14 protein-coding genes, 1 tRNA gene and 1 pseudogene are annotated in these 16,561 nt (G+C 53.8%); 7 read left to right on the top strand and 9 right to left on the bottom strand.

All coding sequences use genetic code 11. The annotated features are described in order from the left end of the window. Positions 1–54 precede the first annotated feature (54 nt). Complete coding sequence (rpmH, locus tag Q0915_RS15275; RefSeq protein ID WP_006934271.1) at positions 55–189, bottom strand: 50S ribosomal protein L34; 135 nt, start codon at positions 187–189, stop codon at positions 55–57. 360 nt (positions 190–549) lie between these two features. Between rpmH and Q0915_RS15270 the strand changes: the two genes are divergently transcribed. The 4 genes from Q0915_RS15270 to Q0915_RS15255 all read left to right on the top strand — a co-directional run bounded on the left by Q0915_RS15270 (position 550) and on the right by Q0915_RS15255 (position 4,658). Continuing rightward, on the top strand, positions 550–1,335 hold the full coding sequence (locus tag Q0915_RS15270) for a TVP38/TMEM64 family protein (RefSeq protein ID WP_299475050.1): 786 nt from the start codon (positions 550–552) through the stop codon (positions 1,333–1,335). 54 nt (positions 1,336–1,389) lie between these two features. Further along, positions 1,390–2,820 carry an FAD-dependent oxidoreductase gene (locus tag Q0915_RS15265; protein ID WP_299475047.1) on the top strand — a complete coding sequence of 477 codons (1,431 nt, stop codon included), beginning with the start codon at positions 1,390–1,392 and terminating at the stop codon, positions 2,818–2,820. 50 nt (positions 2,821–2,870) lie between these two features. After that, entirely contained in the window at positions 2,871–4,355 is a 1,485-nt protein-coding gene (locus Q0915_RS15260; RefSeq protein WP_299475044.1) for a HAMP domain-containing sensor histidine kinase, read from the top strand. A 226-nt stretch (positions 4,356–4,581) separates the two neighbouring features. Beyond that, positions 4,582–4,658: transfer RNA gene (locus tag Q0915_RS15255), tRNA-Arg, on the top strand. Between the two features lie 47 nt (positions 4,659–4,705). On the opposite strand, the pseudogene Q0915_RS15250 reads toward Q0915_RS15255, so the two are convergent. Beyond that, positions 4,706–5,915, bottom strand: a pseudogene (locus Q0915_RS15250) (integrase core domain-containing protein); the annotation flags it as partial. Between the two features lie 727 nt (positions 5,916–6,642). Between Q0915_RS15250 and Q0915_RS32105 the strand changes: the two are divergent. After that, positions 6,643–7,716 carry an acyltransferase gene (locus Q0915_RS32105; RefSeq protein WP_366525289.1) on the top strand — a complete coding sequence of 358 codons (1,074 nt, stop codon included), beginning with the start codon at positions 6,643–6,645 and terminating at the stop codon, positions 7,714–7,716. A 438-nt stretch (positions 7,717–8,154) separates the two neighbouring features. On the opposite strand, the gene Q0915_RS15245 is transcribed toward Q0915_RS32105, so the two are convergent. The 7 genes from Q0915_RS15245 to Q0915_RS15215 all read right to left on the bottom strand — a co-directional run bounded on the left by Q0915_RS15245 (position 8,155) and on the right by Q0915_RS15215 (position 14,817). Beyond that, positions 8,155–8,289 carry a hypothetical protein gene (locus Q0915_RS15245; RefSeq protein WP_299477019.1) on the bottom strand — a complete coding sequence of 45 codons (135 nt, stop codon included), beginning with the start codon at positions 8,287–8,289 and terminating at the stop codon, positions 8,155–8,157. Between the two features lie 162 nt (positions 8,290–8,451). After that, the gene (locus Q0915_RS15240) at positions 8,452–9,900 is read right to left on the bottom strand and encodes a hypothetical protein (protein ID WP_299475041.1); all 1,449 of its coding nucleotides are present in this window, start codon (positions 9,898–9,900) and stop codon (positions 8,452–8,454) included. Between the two features lie 265 nt (positions 9,901–10,165). Next, on the bottom strand, positions 10,166–10,456 hold the full coding sequence (locus Q0915_RS15235) for a hypothetical protein (RefSeq protein WP_299475038.1): 291 nt from the start codon (positions 10,454–10,456) through the stop codon (positions 10,166–10,168). An 82-nt stretch (positions 10,457–10,538) separates the two neighbouring features. Further along, positions 10,539–11,264 (bottom strand): NAD(P)H-dependent oxidoreductase, encoded by a 726-nt coding sequence (locus tag Q0915_RS15230; RefSeq protein ID WP_299475035.1) that lies wholly within the window; start codon positions 11,262–11,264, stop codon positions 10,539–10,541. Positions 11,265–11,420: 156 nt separating this feature from the next. Beyond that, the gene (locus tag Q0915_RS15225; RefSeq protein WP_299475032.1) at positions 11,421–13,250 is read right to left on the bottom strand and encodes a hypothetical protein; all 1,830 of its coding nucleotides are present in this window, start codon (positions 13,248–13,250) and stop codon (positions 11,421–11,423) included. Positions 13,251–13,465: 215 nt separating this feature from the next. Beyond that, positions 13,466–13,999 (bottom strand): hypothetical protein, encoded by a 534-nt coding sequence (locus Q0915_RS15220; protein WP_299475029.1) that lies wholly within the window; start codon positions 13,997–13,999, stop codon positions 13,466–13,468. A gap of 344 nt (positions 14,000–14,343) precedes the next feature. Continuing rightward, the gene (locus tag Q0915_RS15215) at positions 14,344–14,817 is read right to left on the bottom strand and encodes a hypothetical protein (RefSeq protein WP_299475026.1); all 474 of its coding nucleotides are present in this window, start codon (positions 14,815–14,817) and stop codon (positions 14,344–14,346) included. Positions 14,818–15,351: 534 nt separating this feature from the next. Here Q0915_RS15215 and Q0915_RS15210 point away from each other — a divergent pair. Next, a complete protein-coding gene (locus tag Q0915_RS15210; RefSeq protein ID WP_299475023.1) occupies positions 15,352–15,657 on the top strand; it encodes a metalloregulator ArsR/SmtB family transcription factor in 306 nt (101 codons plus the stop codon). Continuing rightward, a complete protein-coding gene (locus Q0915_RS15205; RefSeq protein ID WP_299475020.1) occupies positions 15,644–16,558 on the top strand; it encodes an alpha/beta hydrolase in 915 nt (304 codons plus the stop codon). The genes Q0915_RS15210 and Q0915_RS15205 overlap by 14 nt, the downstream gene beginning before the upstream one ends. The last annotated feature ends 3 nt before the right edge of the window (positions 16,559–16,561 follow it).

The raw sequence follows: 16,561 nt of genomic DNA, 5'->3' as shown, positions 1-16,561 counted from the left end.
CCACTGATAAGGTGTAGGCAGACGCCGACAATCGGCGAGCTGACAGGTTGCCTATCAGGCGCTGAGGCTCTTACGGCCTTTTGCACGACGGCGAGCAAGCACCTGACGGCCGTTTTTCGTGGCCATACGTGCGCGGAATCCGTGGCGACGCTTGCGGACAAGACGGCTCGGTTGATACGTACGCTTCATTGTTCTTCCCCGCGCGGCTTTCAGCGCGGCCCTTGTTCATTTTAAATTCTTTGGAGGAAGCACTCGAAGCGCTGGAAGAGCGCGGCTCATAACAGCCTTGGGTCCGAATGCATGTCCCAGTCGTGCGCGCTTATAAGCTCCGCATAGCTTCAAGTCAACGTTGCGCGACAAGAATCTCCTGCCGATATCCGATCACGCACAGGTGAATGAGCAACACCATGGCGTCACTTATCGGTGAAGCATGGTTCTTTTTAAGAGCTTTAAGGTACATCTGGCTATGAGAAGATTGTGGCGGCACCAAGAACCGCCTTGCTCGAAGAGCTGACTGGAATGGACTAGCTGGGGGTTAAGGCCGACACTATGACAGGGTCGAAAGAAACGGATCAGATCGTCGAAACGGACGTCAAGGCGTCGCCGCCCGGCAAGTGGAAGAAATGGCTTCCGCTGGGCATTCTCGTTGCCTTGATGGCTGCGGCCTTTTCGCTCGGCCTGCACAAACAGCTGACACTGTCCAACCTGATCATGCAGCGGCAGGACCTGATCGGCTTCGTCGATCAGAACTTCATTCTTGCAATTCTGGTTTTCGGATTGACCTACGTGGTGTGCGTTGCTCTTTCCTTTCCAGGGGCATCGTTGCTGACCATCGCAGGCGGCTTTCTCTTCGGTTGGATCACCGGTGGGCTCGTGACTGTAATCGGGGCGACATTAGGCGCTTGTGCCGTTTTCCTGGTCGCCCGTTCCTCCTTCGGTGAAGTCCTGACAAGGCGGGCAGGGCCCTTCATTTCCCGTCTCGCGGAAGGCTTTCGAAACGAGGCGCTCAGCTATCTTCTGTTTTTGCGGCTGACACCGGTCTTTCCGTTCTGGCTGGTCAACATTGCGCCGGCTATTTTTCAAATGCGCCTGCCGACTTATGCGCTGGCGACATTTTTCGGCATCATTCCGGGAACCTTTGCCTTTGCCTTTATTGGATCGGGCCTCGACAGCGTGATCGAAGCTCAGGAAGCTGCCGACCCCGGCTGCGCAACCGCCGGAACCTGCCAGATCGAGATTTCCGCTCTCGTGACCCCTCAACTGCTGGCCGCTTTCTTTGCGCTTGGAATTGCCAGCCTCATCCCTGTCGTCCTGAAAAAAGTCCGCGCGCGCTGACCGCCTCGTCTAGACTTTCCGAATCGCGATCAATTTCCTGAAATGGAGCCCTCCATGGCAAATCTGCTCACCCCGGACATTTGTGTGATCGGAGCCGGGTCCGGCGGGCTTTCGGTCGCCGCAGCTGCTGCCGCCTTCGGGGTTGACGTTGTTCTGATCGAAAAGGGCCTGATGGGTGGAGATTGCCTGAACTACGGCTGCGTGCCGTCCAAAGCCCTTATAGCGGCGGCCAAGGCTGCATCGAATACGCACCGGGCCGAGGCATTCGGCATCCGCTCAAAAGGCCAGGATATCGATTTCGCCGCCGCGAACGATCACGTCCGCAGCGTTATTGCGGCAATAGAGCCGCATGATTCGCAGGAACGTTTCGAAGGTCTTGGCGTGACGGTTTTGCGGGAGACTGCCAAATTCACCGGGCCTGAAACCGTTCGCGCCGGAGAGGTGGACATCAAGGCGCGCCGATTTGTGGTCGCAACGGGCTCAACCGCGTTTGTTCCGCCGATCCCGGGCCTCGATCAGGTGCCCTACCTAACCAACGAAACCCTGTTTGAGCTGCGCGAGCGTCCCGAGCATCTGGCGATTATCGGCGCAGGCCCGATCGGCCTGGAGATGGCGCAGGCGCATCGCCGTCTCGGCGCAAACGTGACTGTCTTCGAAGCGGCCAGGGCGCTCGCAAAAGACGATGCTGAGCTTGGCGCCGTGGTTCTAGACGCCTTGAAGAACGAAGGCATCGACATCCTTGAAGAGACCGCCGTCGAAAGGATCGAAAAGTCGGAGACCGGAATCACGCTGTCTGCGCGGAGTAGCGACGGCAAAACGGTCAAGGTCGACGCAAGTCATGTCCTGGTCGCGACCGGCAGGGCCCCCAATGTAGCCGACCTCGGACTTGACGCCGCCGGGATCAAGTACGACCGGCAGGGCATAAAGGTGGACAAGGGACTGCGGACCAGCAACCGCAAGACTTACGCCATCGGCGATGTCGCCGGTGGGCTGCAGTTTACCCATGTCGCCGGCTATCAGGCAGGCCTTGTCATCCGGTCGATCTTGTCCCGCATGCCGATCAAGATGGATAATACAAAAGTGCCCTGGGTCACGTTCACCTCACCGGAACTCGGCCATATCGGCTTGACGGAGGCCGAGGCCAGAAGCCGTCATGGCAATAAGGTCAAGGTGCTGAGCGCGACTTATCGCGGCAACGACCGGGCGCAGGCCGAAGGACTGACGGAGGGCCGCCTGAAACTTATCGCCGGTCCGCGGGGACGGTTGCTCGGAGCCGATATCGTCGGTGCCCAGGCCGGCGAAATTCTCAATCTTCTTTCGCTGGCAATCTCGAAAAAAATGACCATGAAAGACCTTGCCGGTTTCATCGCGCCTTATCCGACGCTGGGTGAGCTGGTGCGGCGTGCGGCAATTTCGTACTATGCGGACGCGCCAAATAATGTTTGGCTTCGCCGTATTCTCGGCATTTTGCGCAGGTTTGGATAAGATATTGCTGCAATTGCCGTAAATGCCGGTGATTTTTTGGACGAATGGACATGAAGCATGAGGGTGCGCCGGAAGGCGCAGCAGTCCCGACACAGGATAAGGATGGCCGGCCGGGACCGGGCGACCAGCCGCTTGACCGCAGTGACCGGCGCCGTCTTGGCGGCCTGTCCGGCAAACTATTGCTGCTGACGGTCGTCTTCGTGATGCTGTCGGAAGTGTTCATCTACGTTCCGTCGATCGCCAACTACCGCAACACCTGGCTGATGGACCGCCTGACCACTGCGGGCGTGGCCGCGTCGGTGCTGGCGGAAACAAGCACGATCGCTCCCAGGCTCCAGGAACAGCTTCTCAACACCACCGGAGCCCTGGCCATTTCGCTTGATCAGGGCACGCGGCGAAGCCTGATTGCCATGAATGATGTGCCCGGCGAAGTCGATTTTGTGGTCGACATGGCCAAGGTCAATCCGTGGACTTCCATCATTGGCAGTTTCCAGATCCTGACCTATCGCGGCGATGGGGCGATGCGCGTGGTTGGTCTGGGCCAGATGGGTCACACCGAGCGTGTTGATGTTGTCCTGCCGGTGAGCCTGTTGCAGCAGGATATGCTCGCCTTTTCCGGGCGAATTCTGGCGCTGTCTCTGGTAATTTCGATCATCACCGCAAGCCTAGTCTATATCACGCTGCGGGCACTTTTCATTCGCCCGCTCCGGCGTCTGACCCGGTCCATGGAACGCTTTGCCGAAAGCCCTGAAGACACCTCCAGGATCATTGCGGTGTCCGGCCGCAAGGACGAACTTGGGGATGCCGAAATCCGTCTTGCTGCCATGGAAGAAGCCCTTTCAAGAGCTCTCCACCAGAAACAGAGACTGGCCGACCTGGGTCTTGCTGTCTCCAAGATCAATCATGACCTGCGCAACCTGCTTGCGTCCGCGCAACTCTTTCTGGAACGTCTGGAACATGTCCCGGATCCGACCGTCAGCCGTCTTGCGCCGAAGATCCTGGCAACGCTCGACCGGGCAGTCGGCTACACCCAGGCGGTGATGTCCTACGGCAAGGCGCAGGAACGTCCGCCGCAACGCCGGCTTCTGGCCCTTCAGCGCGTCGGCGACGATGTGGCCGATGTGCTCGGGCTCGTCGACCATGAGACGGTCGCGTTCGAAAACAAGGTCATGGAGCATATCGAGATCGATGCCGATCCCGAACAGATCTTCAGGGTTCTGCTCAACCTTGTGCGAAACGCCCTGCAGGCGCTGGAGGCCGAAAAGGACGAAACGCTCGTACGCCGGATCACCATGGATGCGGTAAGGGACGGCGACTGCGTTCACGTCATGATCTCTGACACCGGTCCGGGCATTCCTGAGAACATCAAGAAAGCGCTCTTCAAGGCCTTCCACAGCGGGTCGAAGAAGGGCGGTGTCGGGCTCGGTCTTGCGATCGTCGCAGAGCTTTTGAAGGCGCATGGCGGCGCCATTCATCTGGATGAAACCAAGCCAGGTGCCTGCTTCAAGCTGAAGGTTCCCGATCGCCCTGCCTGACGCCATGGTAATACATGAGTGAACCGGGCATTCGCGTTAAACTCAGGCTTTTCCGGCAGTTATGGAATTGTGTGACAGTTCCTTGAAAAAAAGTTCAAAAAGGCGCTTGCATTCCCTGCCGGACCGCAGTACGTAAGCGCCCTGTCCGGGGCACACACCGCCTCGCAGAGCCTAGACGGTTGTCCATATGCCACTCATCAGGACAACCCGGTCTTCGCGCCCATAAGCACCGGTAGCTCAGCTGGATAGAGCACCAGACTACGAATCTGGGGGTCGGGGGTTCGAATCCTCCCCGGTGCGCCATATTTTCCAGTATCCAGCCCGAAGACATAGGTAACAGTTTGTACCGGAGACATGGGTTGCAACCTCGTGCCGAACGGGTTGTCGATTGTCTGTAGTGTTCTTTGCTCCAGATCGATATATCCCAGATCATAGCTCATGAAGCTGAGCAGCCAAATTCCATCTTCTAATTCCTTGATGCCAAGCCTCTGACCCGCCAGGACGGTGGAGACATGGATCTTCTTTCTGTACATGCAGATGCGTCCACTAGCGGTGACCAGGGCGTCCCGGTCGTGGAACGGATAGTCCAAGTCTGGCAGGCCGTCATAGGCCCTTACCGAGGCATTGTCGACTTCAGACGGTGTTCTCATTGACAGAGCTTCGTGCGGACGTTCGTCATTGAACTCTATGAGGAAAGTGTCGAACTTGGCCTGCTGCTGGAGACTGTTCATGCCTGGAGGCCGGGTCGCTTCTTTCTTCAGTGTCAGATGCATGCGCTCATGGCGGCCGTTCTGCTGCGGGTGACCAGGTTTGATGCGCTCAATGTTGATGTCCAGACGCAACCACCACATCGATAGCTTGGACAGGTTATAGAGCCCGTTCGGCGAGGCAAAGGGCAAGCCGTTGTCGGTCCGGCTGGACGACGGCAGACCACGCTCTCGAAACAGAGCCAGTAAGGCTTCGATGACCGGCTTTTCTTTCGTGGTATCAAAGGCCTCGCACATCAGAAGATAGCGGGACGCATGATCGCTGACGGTTAAAGGGTGACAGTATCGCCGGTTGCCCAGCTTGAACTCCCCCTTAAAATCGGCGCACCACAGATCATTGGGCCGGAGCCCTGCCGACAGAGCCGTGCCTTCGGCCTTGCTGGCGCGCCGCCTCTTGCGGGCGCGCTTGACAAGACCGTGGCGGCCGAGCACGGCATGCACCGTGCTTTGGGCTGGAATGCGCACATCGCCGGCAAGTTTCCTGACGAGGATTTCCCGGATACCCGGTCAAGCCGGGCACAGGCCTTGCGGGCGCCCCAATGTGGCTTGTCCTTCTTCGTCTGGACAATCAGGCGCTCAACCTGCTCCGGTAACTGATTGGTGTAGCGCACCGGGCGACGGGATCGGTCGCAAAACGCCTCCATTCTCTCCCGCGGGTAGCGGTTCCAGATCTTGTAACCCGTCTTGCGCGAGATGCCGAACTCACGGCAAACAGCGCTCTTGCCTTCCCCGTCCAAGAGACGGCCACGAAACGAAGACGTTCCTCCATAATGGACACTTCCTTCCACGGCATCGACACCTCCCGAAAAACGGAAAGTGTTGCCTATGTGTCCGGAACGCTTTGTCACCTATGTCTCGGGTCAGGCACAAATAGTTTAGATCAGTTTAACGTTTCAAGTATTGAGTTTGAAACGGTTTGGATACGAGATGCTCTTCGCGATTTTCTGACGAACGTATCGCCTAAATGTTGCTCGCTGCATGATAGTTCGGCTGATGAAGGTTGCGGAGTTTCGAGGAATTATTCGTGGCAGACGTGATAAACCGGCGCTCACGGACAAATCTGCATCCAGTCCGCTCGACCGCGTGAGCTGCCTCTACCGCGCTTTACTATTGTTCCGGATGGATACCTGCCAACGGATCACGCTGGGGACGAGGCGTTTTTCCTCCCGCACCACCCGTGGCATGCAAAGGTTGCTTGCACTCAGAACCCAGATGCACCAACCGCGACCGTTTTGCGGGGTAATAAGGTGGAGCACTCCTCGGCAGTAATGATACACGGTCAAGTGTTTCTGTCGGACAGTTGGCGGAAGATAATTACACGCGAAAACTGCATAAATTTACTAGAAAAAAGTAATTAGTAAACTTAAGGAATAAAACAAAAATACTGCATATAAGATACTATTATAAATTGTGGAATGGCAAGATAAAAAATAAATACCCAAAATTAATCACATATTCATAGAATCAATGGAAATTATTGCTCGTTTATTTCTAAATTTGCGAGAAAATTACAATTAAATATGTTTAGATCAATACAAATACTAAGAGCTATAGCAGTAATACAGGTAATTGTATTGCACACTGACTTAGGGTCTATCTCCTATCAGCACGTAATTATTCCATTTTTCGATGACTATGGCTGGTTAGGTGTAAGATTATTTTTTGTAATTAGTGGTTTTGTCATTACTGAAACACTATGTCGAGAGAATTCACTAAGAAACTATATGCTCAAGAGATATCTGAGAGTATTTCCACTCTATTTCATTTTCTCGGCAATAATGGTTTTGCCAATGATTCTTAGAGGGATGGACCACGCATTAATTCTTCGAAATGACTATGGCGATGTAATTCAACTTGTTGGGATCGAGAGATTTTTATGGATATTGAAGAGTTTCTTCGTTTTTCCTCAAGATGCGTGGCCAGTCATATATGTAGGCTGGTCATTAGAGCATGAGATATTGTTCTATACAATATTCGGAATTCTATTTTTCTCTGTGGGTTCAAATCTCAGTATGTTATTGATGTGTCTGTTACTTGCAGTGAGTTACGTATATGACACAATGATATTTGACCATATCAAGTTGAGCTTTCCATACTTTATTGGCGGTATCATAATAAGCCATTTCATCAGAAGCAAAGAGCGGAATTTAGAATATTCGATGTTTTTCTTGCTTCTTTCGGGAGGCGCGATGACTGTCTATTGTTTGTACTACGCGGAGGAAAGCAAAAGTACGGCGTTTATTTATGCAAATGCGATACTATTTTCAACGGTATTGTACTTTAGTGTGAGAAAAGAAAACATTATTCCCCATAACTCGATCCTCGCTTGGTTGAAGCGAGTTGGTGATGCTTCCTATTCAGCTTACATCGTTCACGTATTTTTTCTTGGAATTGTGAAAATCGGCTCCGAAAAACTATCGTTCTTGATTAAGGGGGTAGGTATAGAGCCTGTTGTATTTGAACTATATAAAATTTTATCAATAATTCTAATTCTACAAATTTCATTGCTAGTTCATAAGGTAGTAGAGAGGCCGATGAGCAATTGGCTTAGACGTATTTTCATTCAAAATTACCTTCAAAGATCTCAGGTATGAGTTGCATTATACTCAGACAATGACCGCGAAACAATTAACTAAAGAAGTATGAGACAGAAGAACCAAAGTCACCGGCATGCAGCAGACCGGACGGTGAAGAATATCCGCCGCAAGACGCGGAAAAGATATTCTCCGGAAGATAAGAGCTGGATTGTGCTGGCAGACCTTCAGCGCAAAGATAGAGTTGTCTGTGTCCGATCCGGAGACATGGATTACAACCTTGTGCCGAACGGGTTGTTGATTGTTTCTAGTGTTCTCTGCTCCAGCTCGATGTATCCTAGGTCATAGCTCATGACGTTGATAAGCTAAATTCCTTCCTCCACTTCCTTGATCCCGACATTTTGACCGGCCAGTACGGACGAAGCATTGATCTTCCGACGATTCGCACAGATCCGTCCGTACGCCGTTACCATCGCGTCTTTGTCATGAAAGGGATAGTCAGGTGCTGATATGGCCTTGGTAAGTATCTGTAGACTTTACCCGGGCCTTCATTGCCAGCGCTTCGTGAGGGCGTTCCTCATTGAATTCCCTGACGAATGAAACGAATTTGGACTGCAGCTGTAGACCGTTCATGCCCGGAGGCTGGATTGCCTCTTTCTTCAAAGTCAGATTATGACGCTCCACCAACGACGTACCGTGACAGCGCAGCACCGGAAAATTACGCCTTAACCGCAACCTGGTCAGACATCATTTTGCTTCGAGTACCTGGCCATACGGTCAAACTCCCATAGGTGCTCACTTTCGCGTCTTCAAATAGGCAATCAGCGCGGAGCGGTCTTCGGTTTGATCGTAGCCGTCGAAGCTCATGACCGTTCCGGGAACCAGGGTCTTTGGTGACCGTAGAAACGCATCCAGCTGTTCTTCGGTCCATGTGCTTTGCGACCTGGCGTATCTGACCAGTGCAGGCGAGTAGCGTTTGAAGGCAGGGTCGCTTGCAATCGGTTTGCCGACAATGTCATCGAGCGGAGGACCAATAGGCAGTCGATTATCGGAATTATGACAAAACGCACATTGGGCAAAGAGATGACGACCCCGCTCAATCGGATCTTCCAAACCTGAGGCTTCGGTCTTGGCGGTGTATTTCGCCCTCATTGCCAAGAGGTCCGCCGACTGGGATTCCGAGAGGCTGTTTCTGACATCCAGCATTGCCATGGCTTGAGACCAGGTCATTCTTGCCTCGATTTCCCCAATCTCAGCCCCGAGATACGCGGCATGAGATGGATCGATAACGTCGCCAGACAATGAGATTTCCAGAACTCGCATCAGCTGCGCTCTGACCGCCAAAAACCTCGGAAATTCCGTTGCATTTTGGATGGAGGCTTCCCTAAGCCTGTCACTTTGAGACTGCGTGAGGATCTCCAGGACTTCCTTTGCGACAACGCCGCGTTTCACACCGTGGTTGGAGTCCATGCGCAGCGCCACAAAACCAAAATGCTGACTTGGTTTGCCGACGACTTCAAAGTCATTGAACTCCTGCGATCCGGTCGTCCAGCTTAGGAACCTGGCCGTAAGATTCACAAGCTCTTTCTTGTCCTCTTTTGAAAGTCTCAACTTCAGATCGCCACCGCCGTTGCCATGGCGTGCTTCGCCAGACAGATGCGTCGTGCGGATGCCGGTCAGCGCCCGCTGTTGGTCGGTTGAGAGCGTTTGAGCAATGTCGCCAAACGTTTGCGCCAGCACGCGCCCGAGCTCCGCCTCATGCGCACCGTAGTCACGCCCGAGGTCAAGAAACTGCTCCCTGCTGACGGGTTCAAATGCGAGCAGCCCTTCCAGCGCACGGTTCATCTCCCGGCGCGCTGTATGAGCTTTTTCCAATGCGTCCTTCTGCGCCTGCACCAGCAACATCATTTGTCTGCGTTGCTGCTCGTTCAACACCGACAATGTTTCGCGGGCGACCTCGCTTCGCTTGAGGCCGTGCCCACTTGCAACTCTTAGTCCCACGAAGCCGAAAAAATTGGCCAGACGACCGACGGAAATGTAGTCGTTGTTCGCCGGGCTTCCCGTCAGCCACGTCAGTGTTCTCGATGCGACAGCCTCTGTCAGCCGGCGCTCATCAACCTGAATTTTGCTTATGTCTCTGAGGGCTGCGCTTTCGCTGGAAGCGGCGACCGGGTCTGAAGCGGCGCCCGACAGCGATTGGATCAGAAGGCAAATGGTCAAGAATTTCGCAGTGCTGTTTGGCATGAAACCACTCACGGTTTGAGGAGCAATTTCGTTTGTTTGTACAATCACAACGTCGCAGACATATGCCAGCGCCGGGTCAATCTGTAACGAGTTGTAGTCACGGCAGGCGCAACACTCACATTTATCGAAGCAGGCCGCATTCATCGCTCGGATATGTCAAACCAAGTGAGGTCACGGCCCAGCCGAACGAGGCCCCAAAATTCGCTGGGTACGATGCCGGCATTCCATCGAGTGCCCGGACCGGGCTTTTCGGCAAATCTGCCATTCACTTCTTGATCGGAAGCCCGCTTAAGCTGTCTTTGCTCTTCTCTTTCGCGCGGACTGCGCAGTCGTTTGCGCTTGGATCCGCCGCTTTTTCAGCCACGCGAAGATCGGTTGAAGCCGTCAATTCGTTTTTGTCTTTATCTTTTCTATCGCGCAGCAGCTCGTTGCACGTTTTGTGGTTTGAGTAACCGAAAAAAATCGTAGGACATCTGCTTTGCGCAAGTGCGCTGTTTGCAGCGAATACCAAAAACAAAGATGCGAGAATAATTTTTCTAGTCAGATCAGGTGCCAAAATACGGACTCCATTTATTTGGTGGGCACACAAAAGTTTGAATAATTCAGAAAAGTTCGAGGCGCTGTTTTCGAATTTGCGGTCAGGTTAAGGCGCGTCCGTCTTCATCCCAGTCAGACCATCCCGGAAACTTGAGCGGCTCGATTTCATCAATTTTGGAAAGGTAACCACGACAGGCGGACAGGTTCTGTTTCAGTCTGACGCGCAGCGAATCTTCGCGCTCGTAACTGTATCCGTGACCCTGAATTCCGTAGGAAACAAAGGGCCGCAAAACGGAATAGCCCGTGTAGTGCAAGGAATAGTGTAAAGGCCAGAGCATGACCTCAAAATCGCCGCCGCGGCAGCCTGGACCGAATGCCTTTTGTGGTGCACCGGTCGTAACGGATACCAATGCCCGCTTGCCGCTGAAATAACCGGTATCGTAACGCATCCGGCTGGAAAAAAGGCCGCCGTTCACAAACACGCGGTCCATCCAGCCCTTCAGGATTGCCGGAGGGCCATGCCACCATAATGGAAACTGCAGGACCAGAAGATCGGCGCTTCGCAGGCTTTCGATCTCACGGTGCACATCTATCGGAAGCGTATCGTTTCCGGACGCATGCCGTTGTTCGTTAAGGGCCGCGAATACGTCTCGATCAGCACGATTTTTATAGTGGGCACCTCGCTCAACCGGATCAAACTGTTCCAGGTAGAGGTCGCTTTTCGTAACGTTGTGACCGGCATGCGCAAGATGTTCGAAAGCCGCTTCGGTAAGTGCATTGTTATAGGATGTCTTTTCCGGATGGGCGTGCACGATATGGATATGCATAGCGCTTAACTCCGATGTGGCGACTGGTCTCCAGAAGCGCATGTCTGTGGGAGGCTAGGGTACGGACTCTAGGGACCTTCATGTGACGAATGCGTGCGCGTCTCTCAATAGCCGGCAGCGCTGCAAAGGCTGCGTGATTTTGGGAAAGCTGCGCTCCTATTCCTGGCCGCTTTCAAGCCTCAGTGCTTTCCTCAAAGCGTTTTCTATCTCGCGTTCGCGAATGGATTTTCTCACGTCGCTCGAACCGAACCGGTCGACAAGTTCACGCGCATCTTGTTGGCGACCTTCGATGGTCAGCCAATGCCGGGCAACTTCATAAAGGTAAAGCTGGCGCAACTCATCGTCCTTGATCATCTGTAGGATTGTGCTGTTTTCGCGCAGGTCTCCAATGTGTTCGGACCAAATTGCCAGTCTGTAAGCCAGATCGATGCGCTGCATGGCACCAATAACCTGGTCAATTTCACGTGCCGCGTCGTGCAGCCAGGCTCTGCCATTTTGCTCATCGCCCGCCTCAAGTGTGGCAAGGGCTATTTCCGACAAGGCAATAATTCTGGTATTCGGCTCATTGATCTGCAAAACGAAGTCCCTGGCACGCCTAAAAGCGCCCAGTTGGTTTGCTGTCTTTATGATTTCCTGCTGCGTCCCAATGTGCAGCGTCGCAAAACTGCCGCCGGTTTCAATTTCTTCAACGACTTCCCGGAAAATGGCTTGAGCTCGTGCTGTCATGGAGCTCTGGGCGAGATCCCTGGACAGGGTCATAAGCCCTTCGATACGTATCGCCGGATCATCGATTGAACGAAGACGGTTCTCGGCAAGTTCGAACTGCCCGAGCGCTGCGAACTCCAGAGCGAGAATTCGAAGCAACTCGCCGCGGCGCTTCGGGTCTTCGATCAGATCTGCGAATGTGTGGGCCTGCTCACGAAGGGCGATGTCGGCAAGCGACAGGCGGGGAAGAATGTAGGCGAGTTGCTCATCACGCGCACGCGGGTCCGAGGTTGCGCGCGCAAGGTCAAGGCTTTGCCGATAAAACGCCTCTGCCTTTTCCGTTTCGCCATATATTGTGTAGTGGTGCGCGACATAAGTCAGCAAGTTGATGCGTGTATCTAAATTCTGCACTCGAGCTATTGCAGGAATAGCCATGTCGAGGAAGCCCAACTCGATCAGCCGCCCGTTTAGTATTTCTTGCAGATTTTGCTTTTCATCATCGCTGATCTGAAGGTGCTCAAGATCTTTTTCGATCCTGGCGAAAAGCTCAAGGGCTTCAGATTGCCATTCATGGGAAGCAAGAAACGCAGCGAGTTGCACCAGCCCTTTGACCCGATCCGACGGGTCCTTTATCTGATCCGCCTGGCCGATGGCGCGTTTGATGTGTTCCGGCTCCGTCGCGGACGCAATGATAAGGCAAAGAACAAAAGAACGGACAATCGGGTTGCTCACCGACCTGCTGAGTTCGAACGTACCATCAAAGTTGCCAGCATCAATAAGGCTGGCAGCCAGGGTGCTGAGAGCATCGTCGCGGATCGAGGGACTCTCGATTGCACCAACCAAAACCCCGGCAACATCCTCGTTACCAAGCGCGATCTCGGTTTTGGCAATTGCAAACCGGATGTAATCTCGGGTTTCGATATCCTGAACCATCCGCATAAGCCTGCGTACTTCGTCAAGCTGCCCCAGTTCGGCATAGTGGGTGGCAATTGTCCCAAGTACGCTCTCGCGAAATTGATCGGGCAACAAATATGCCACTTGCTCGGCTTGTTCGAGACGCGGCGTCAGCGCGAGCAAATTCACGATCCGGTTTGCGTGTTCACCGTTGGCGGGAGACCCCGGATGGCTGTCACTGCCCGCTAGAAGCTGATTGACAATGATATCCACACAAGGCACTTCTGGCGCAGAAATGCAGTCTTCAAGCGTGAGATGTGTCTCCGACGGAATGGCAGCAGAACTGACAAACATCGTCAGCGCGATGCCCGCTGTGTAAACCTTCAATTTCATTTCCAACCCTTTTGCGGTGACAAGGGAGACGCTCTGCCAAAGCGTGCGGCCTTCGCCGCAGCTCTCCCGGCCATTGACGCAGGCCTTCGTGTTCTTGCTTTGGCTTGGCTGCGGTGAAACGACTGCGAAGTGAAAGGGAGCGAGGCAAAGGTCCGAACCCAATGCAAAATCGAGAGTGAACCCGGTCGGGCGACATTCCTGCAGGCTTCTCAAGCAAATATGATGCTGTCCGTAAGGCTGGCCATCGCCGGATCGGACGTTGCTTCGTCGTCAAAAATCCTCTGATCAGAATGTTCCGGGACTTCGTTTTCCCGCTCAAGGCGCAGGTACGGCCCTGTTGTTTCTCCGCTCACCAATGCGCGGAAATGGAAGGAATCACCGGTCCCACCGGCCGGATATGTTGTGCCATCGTTATCCTCGCGTGGATCGTTTTCGTGGGTTCCTTCCAGGTGAGGCAAAAAAGCAAAGCTCCCGGTGTTTACCAAAGACTGCGCCGTGGCGTCGGAAGGCGCTCCCTCACGCGCAGCTTGAACCGCGGGCAGAAGCAAAGCGACCAGCACTCCAATCTCCATGTGTTCTTCGTAATCAAAGGACTGGGGTGCATTTGTTGCTGGCCCATTTGCAGAGTGGCCGCTTTCAGCGGAAGCGGCATTCCGGTCAGGTTTGGTGTCTGGCCGCGAACCCATGCGGTCTGTCGAGATTTGGCCAGTGCTGAACTCGGGTTCGCTGAAGTCCTGGGTCATTGAAATGTCTTTCTTCTAACTGTCATTCGGCCGAAACATCTTTTTGAAAATGGGCGTCAATGGCCGCATGTGTGACCGGCTCCACGCGCTCACCGATCATGTGGTTCAGCCGGCAGGCCACTCGCGGCGAACCACTTCGTTTCAGAGAGAATTGGGAATGACAGTGCGAACAAAGAACCTACGCAATTGCAGGACCTGAATGCATCTTTGCAAAACGCTGTTGAGCCGCCCTTTGGCGGGCAGCTCAAACAAATTGCGCGGCGCGAAATCTGACCGCATTGCGCATCGCCTGGAGAAGAACCAATCTGTGGTCCCAAGCTTATGCGTTGTTGTGATAGGGCGATCTAGAACAAAATATCATCAAACTGTGTGTAGTGCGGCACTATTGCTTCGGGTTCCGTGCCGACGCCCAAACTGTCGCGCCATACGGTAAAGTCCGCAGCCTGTGTCGTTGTTTCCGGTTCCATGGGGACCGGGATGTCAACCATTTCGTTTTTGTTGATGCCGTCTGACGCGGGCTGCGTGTCGATACCACCAACGGCAAAGTTGAACTGGTCAACCGTTTCCATTTCAAACACCTGAAGGGTTTCAGGTTCGATAACGGCTTTCCCGCGTGCGAGTGTTGTTTCCGCGCCAACATCACCGGCGGCGAGCTCTAGCGGTTTTACGTAGGCCTCACCTTCTTCGATTTTCCATGTAGTTTCGACTTGTCCACCCTTGTTACCTTCTTTCGAAACGCCTTGGGTGGCGCTATCCCGCCTGTTTTCTGTCGCATCCAGCGAGCCGTCAACTCCATCAAACTTCGCGTACCAAGCCATTTTCTTTCTCCATCTCGGTCTGGTTTCAACCTAATTGCTGATGGAGGACAGTTAGGAACCCTATGTATCCAGTAGAACTTGAGAGGTGTCTCAATTGTATCATGTGCATACGTTTTGTAGCCCAGGATCTCTCAAGCGCATGGAAGTCAGAAAGCCTTGCTGCCCGAGGCAGCGACTTGCCGGACAGCTTTGCGAAAGCCGTCACGCGGCCTTTAGCTGATTGGTAGCGGCTCCGACGCGGCAGACGATCCTGGGTCTTTGAAAAAACATTCGCCTGCCACCAGACCGGCGAATTCATCCTCTCCGCATCGAGCGCCTCGGTATTTTGAGGGGCGGTAAAACGGATGAATATTTGAAACGAGGGGTCAAAGTGGCCTTTCGTATCAAATGCAACAAAGTTTAGCTGCGAGCCCATTCTACTTGTTGCTGCACCAAGCACGAACGACCGCTCTTGAGCATCCTGGAGAGTCCCATTCCTTGACTGACGAAAATCAATACATTGACTCATAGCTTTATAACTATGTATATGAGGTTATGACCGATCGACTCGAACAATCGAAAGCCCTTGCCAGTGATGTGAGGCTTTCCATTCTAAGCTGGCTTTCAGAACCAGATGCCCACTTTTCACATCAAGTTACGGGCAAGCCGTCCGAGATCGGCGTCTGCGTCACCTTGCTGACCGAAAAGCTCGAAATGGCGCAGCCGACCGTGAGCCGTCACCTGGAATTACTGCGCCGCGCAGGATTTCTGAGCGTCAGAAAAATCGGGCGATGGTCTTTCTTTCAACGCGACGAAGCCGTCGTGGCCGACTTCAAGGCGTGGATCAATGACAGCCTTTGAAGAGGCCGACGCAAAGCTACTTCCGGAGTTTGAGCGGCGCTGGATGCAGACGGCTCGTGGCAAGGTACTCGTACTTATTGGTGGGACAGGTCCTGCGCTGCTGATGCTGCATGGCGATCCTCAGACACATCTGTGCTGGCACCAGATCGCTCCCGAGTTGACCGACCGTTTTACGGTGATATTGACGGATATCCGGGGGCGCGGCGAAACACACAAACCCAGCCATGATCCTCTCCAAAACGCTTATACGAAGCGCGAAATGGCTACCGAGCAGTTGGAGGTCATGCGGACTCTCGGGCACGACAAATTTGCACTCGTTGCCCATGACCGAGGAGCGAGGGTGGCGCGACGCCTTGCACTCGATCATCCGGAGAATGTCACTCGACTGGTCGTAATGGATATTATTCCAGCGCTGGATTTCTACGAAAATTCGAATGACCAAATCGCCCAGGACTATTTCTACTTTTCATTTCTGACGCAGGATTATCCAGTACCGGAAACGCTGATCGCAGGGAACCCCGAGGCTTTCCTGAGGCTGATCCTTACGGGCTTGTCCGACAAGGCCGTGAACTACGACACGCACGCCTTGCGGGCTTACCTGGAGGCAAACGCAACACCAGACGCCATAACCGCGATGTGCGAGTGTTTCCGGGCAGGGTTCCATATTGATCGCCGACATGATCAGGCAGATCGGGATATTGGCAAGAAAATCGCGTGTCCGACTCTTGTGATGTGGGGCGAGCGAGGTGTTGTCGGTCGTCACTTCGACGTGGAGCGTATCTGGCGGGCCTGGTGTGAACAGGCGCAATTCGCGCCGATGCCGTCTGGGCACTTCATTCCCGAGGAAGCTCCGGACGACGCGCTTGCGGCGTTGAATGGGTTCCTTACCACTGAAACGTAACGA

The sequence above is a fragment of the uncultured Roseibium sp. genome (assembly GCF_947494555.1).
In the GTDB taxonomy this organism is placed as follows: domain Bacteria; phylum Pseudomonadota; class Alphaproteobacteria; order Rhizobiales; family Stappiaceae; genus Roseibium.
This window is presented reverse-complemented; position numbering and strand designations above follow the sequence as displayed.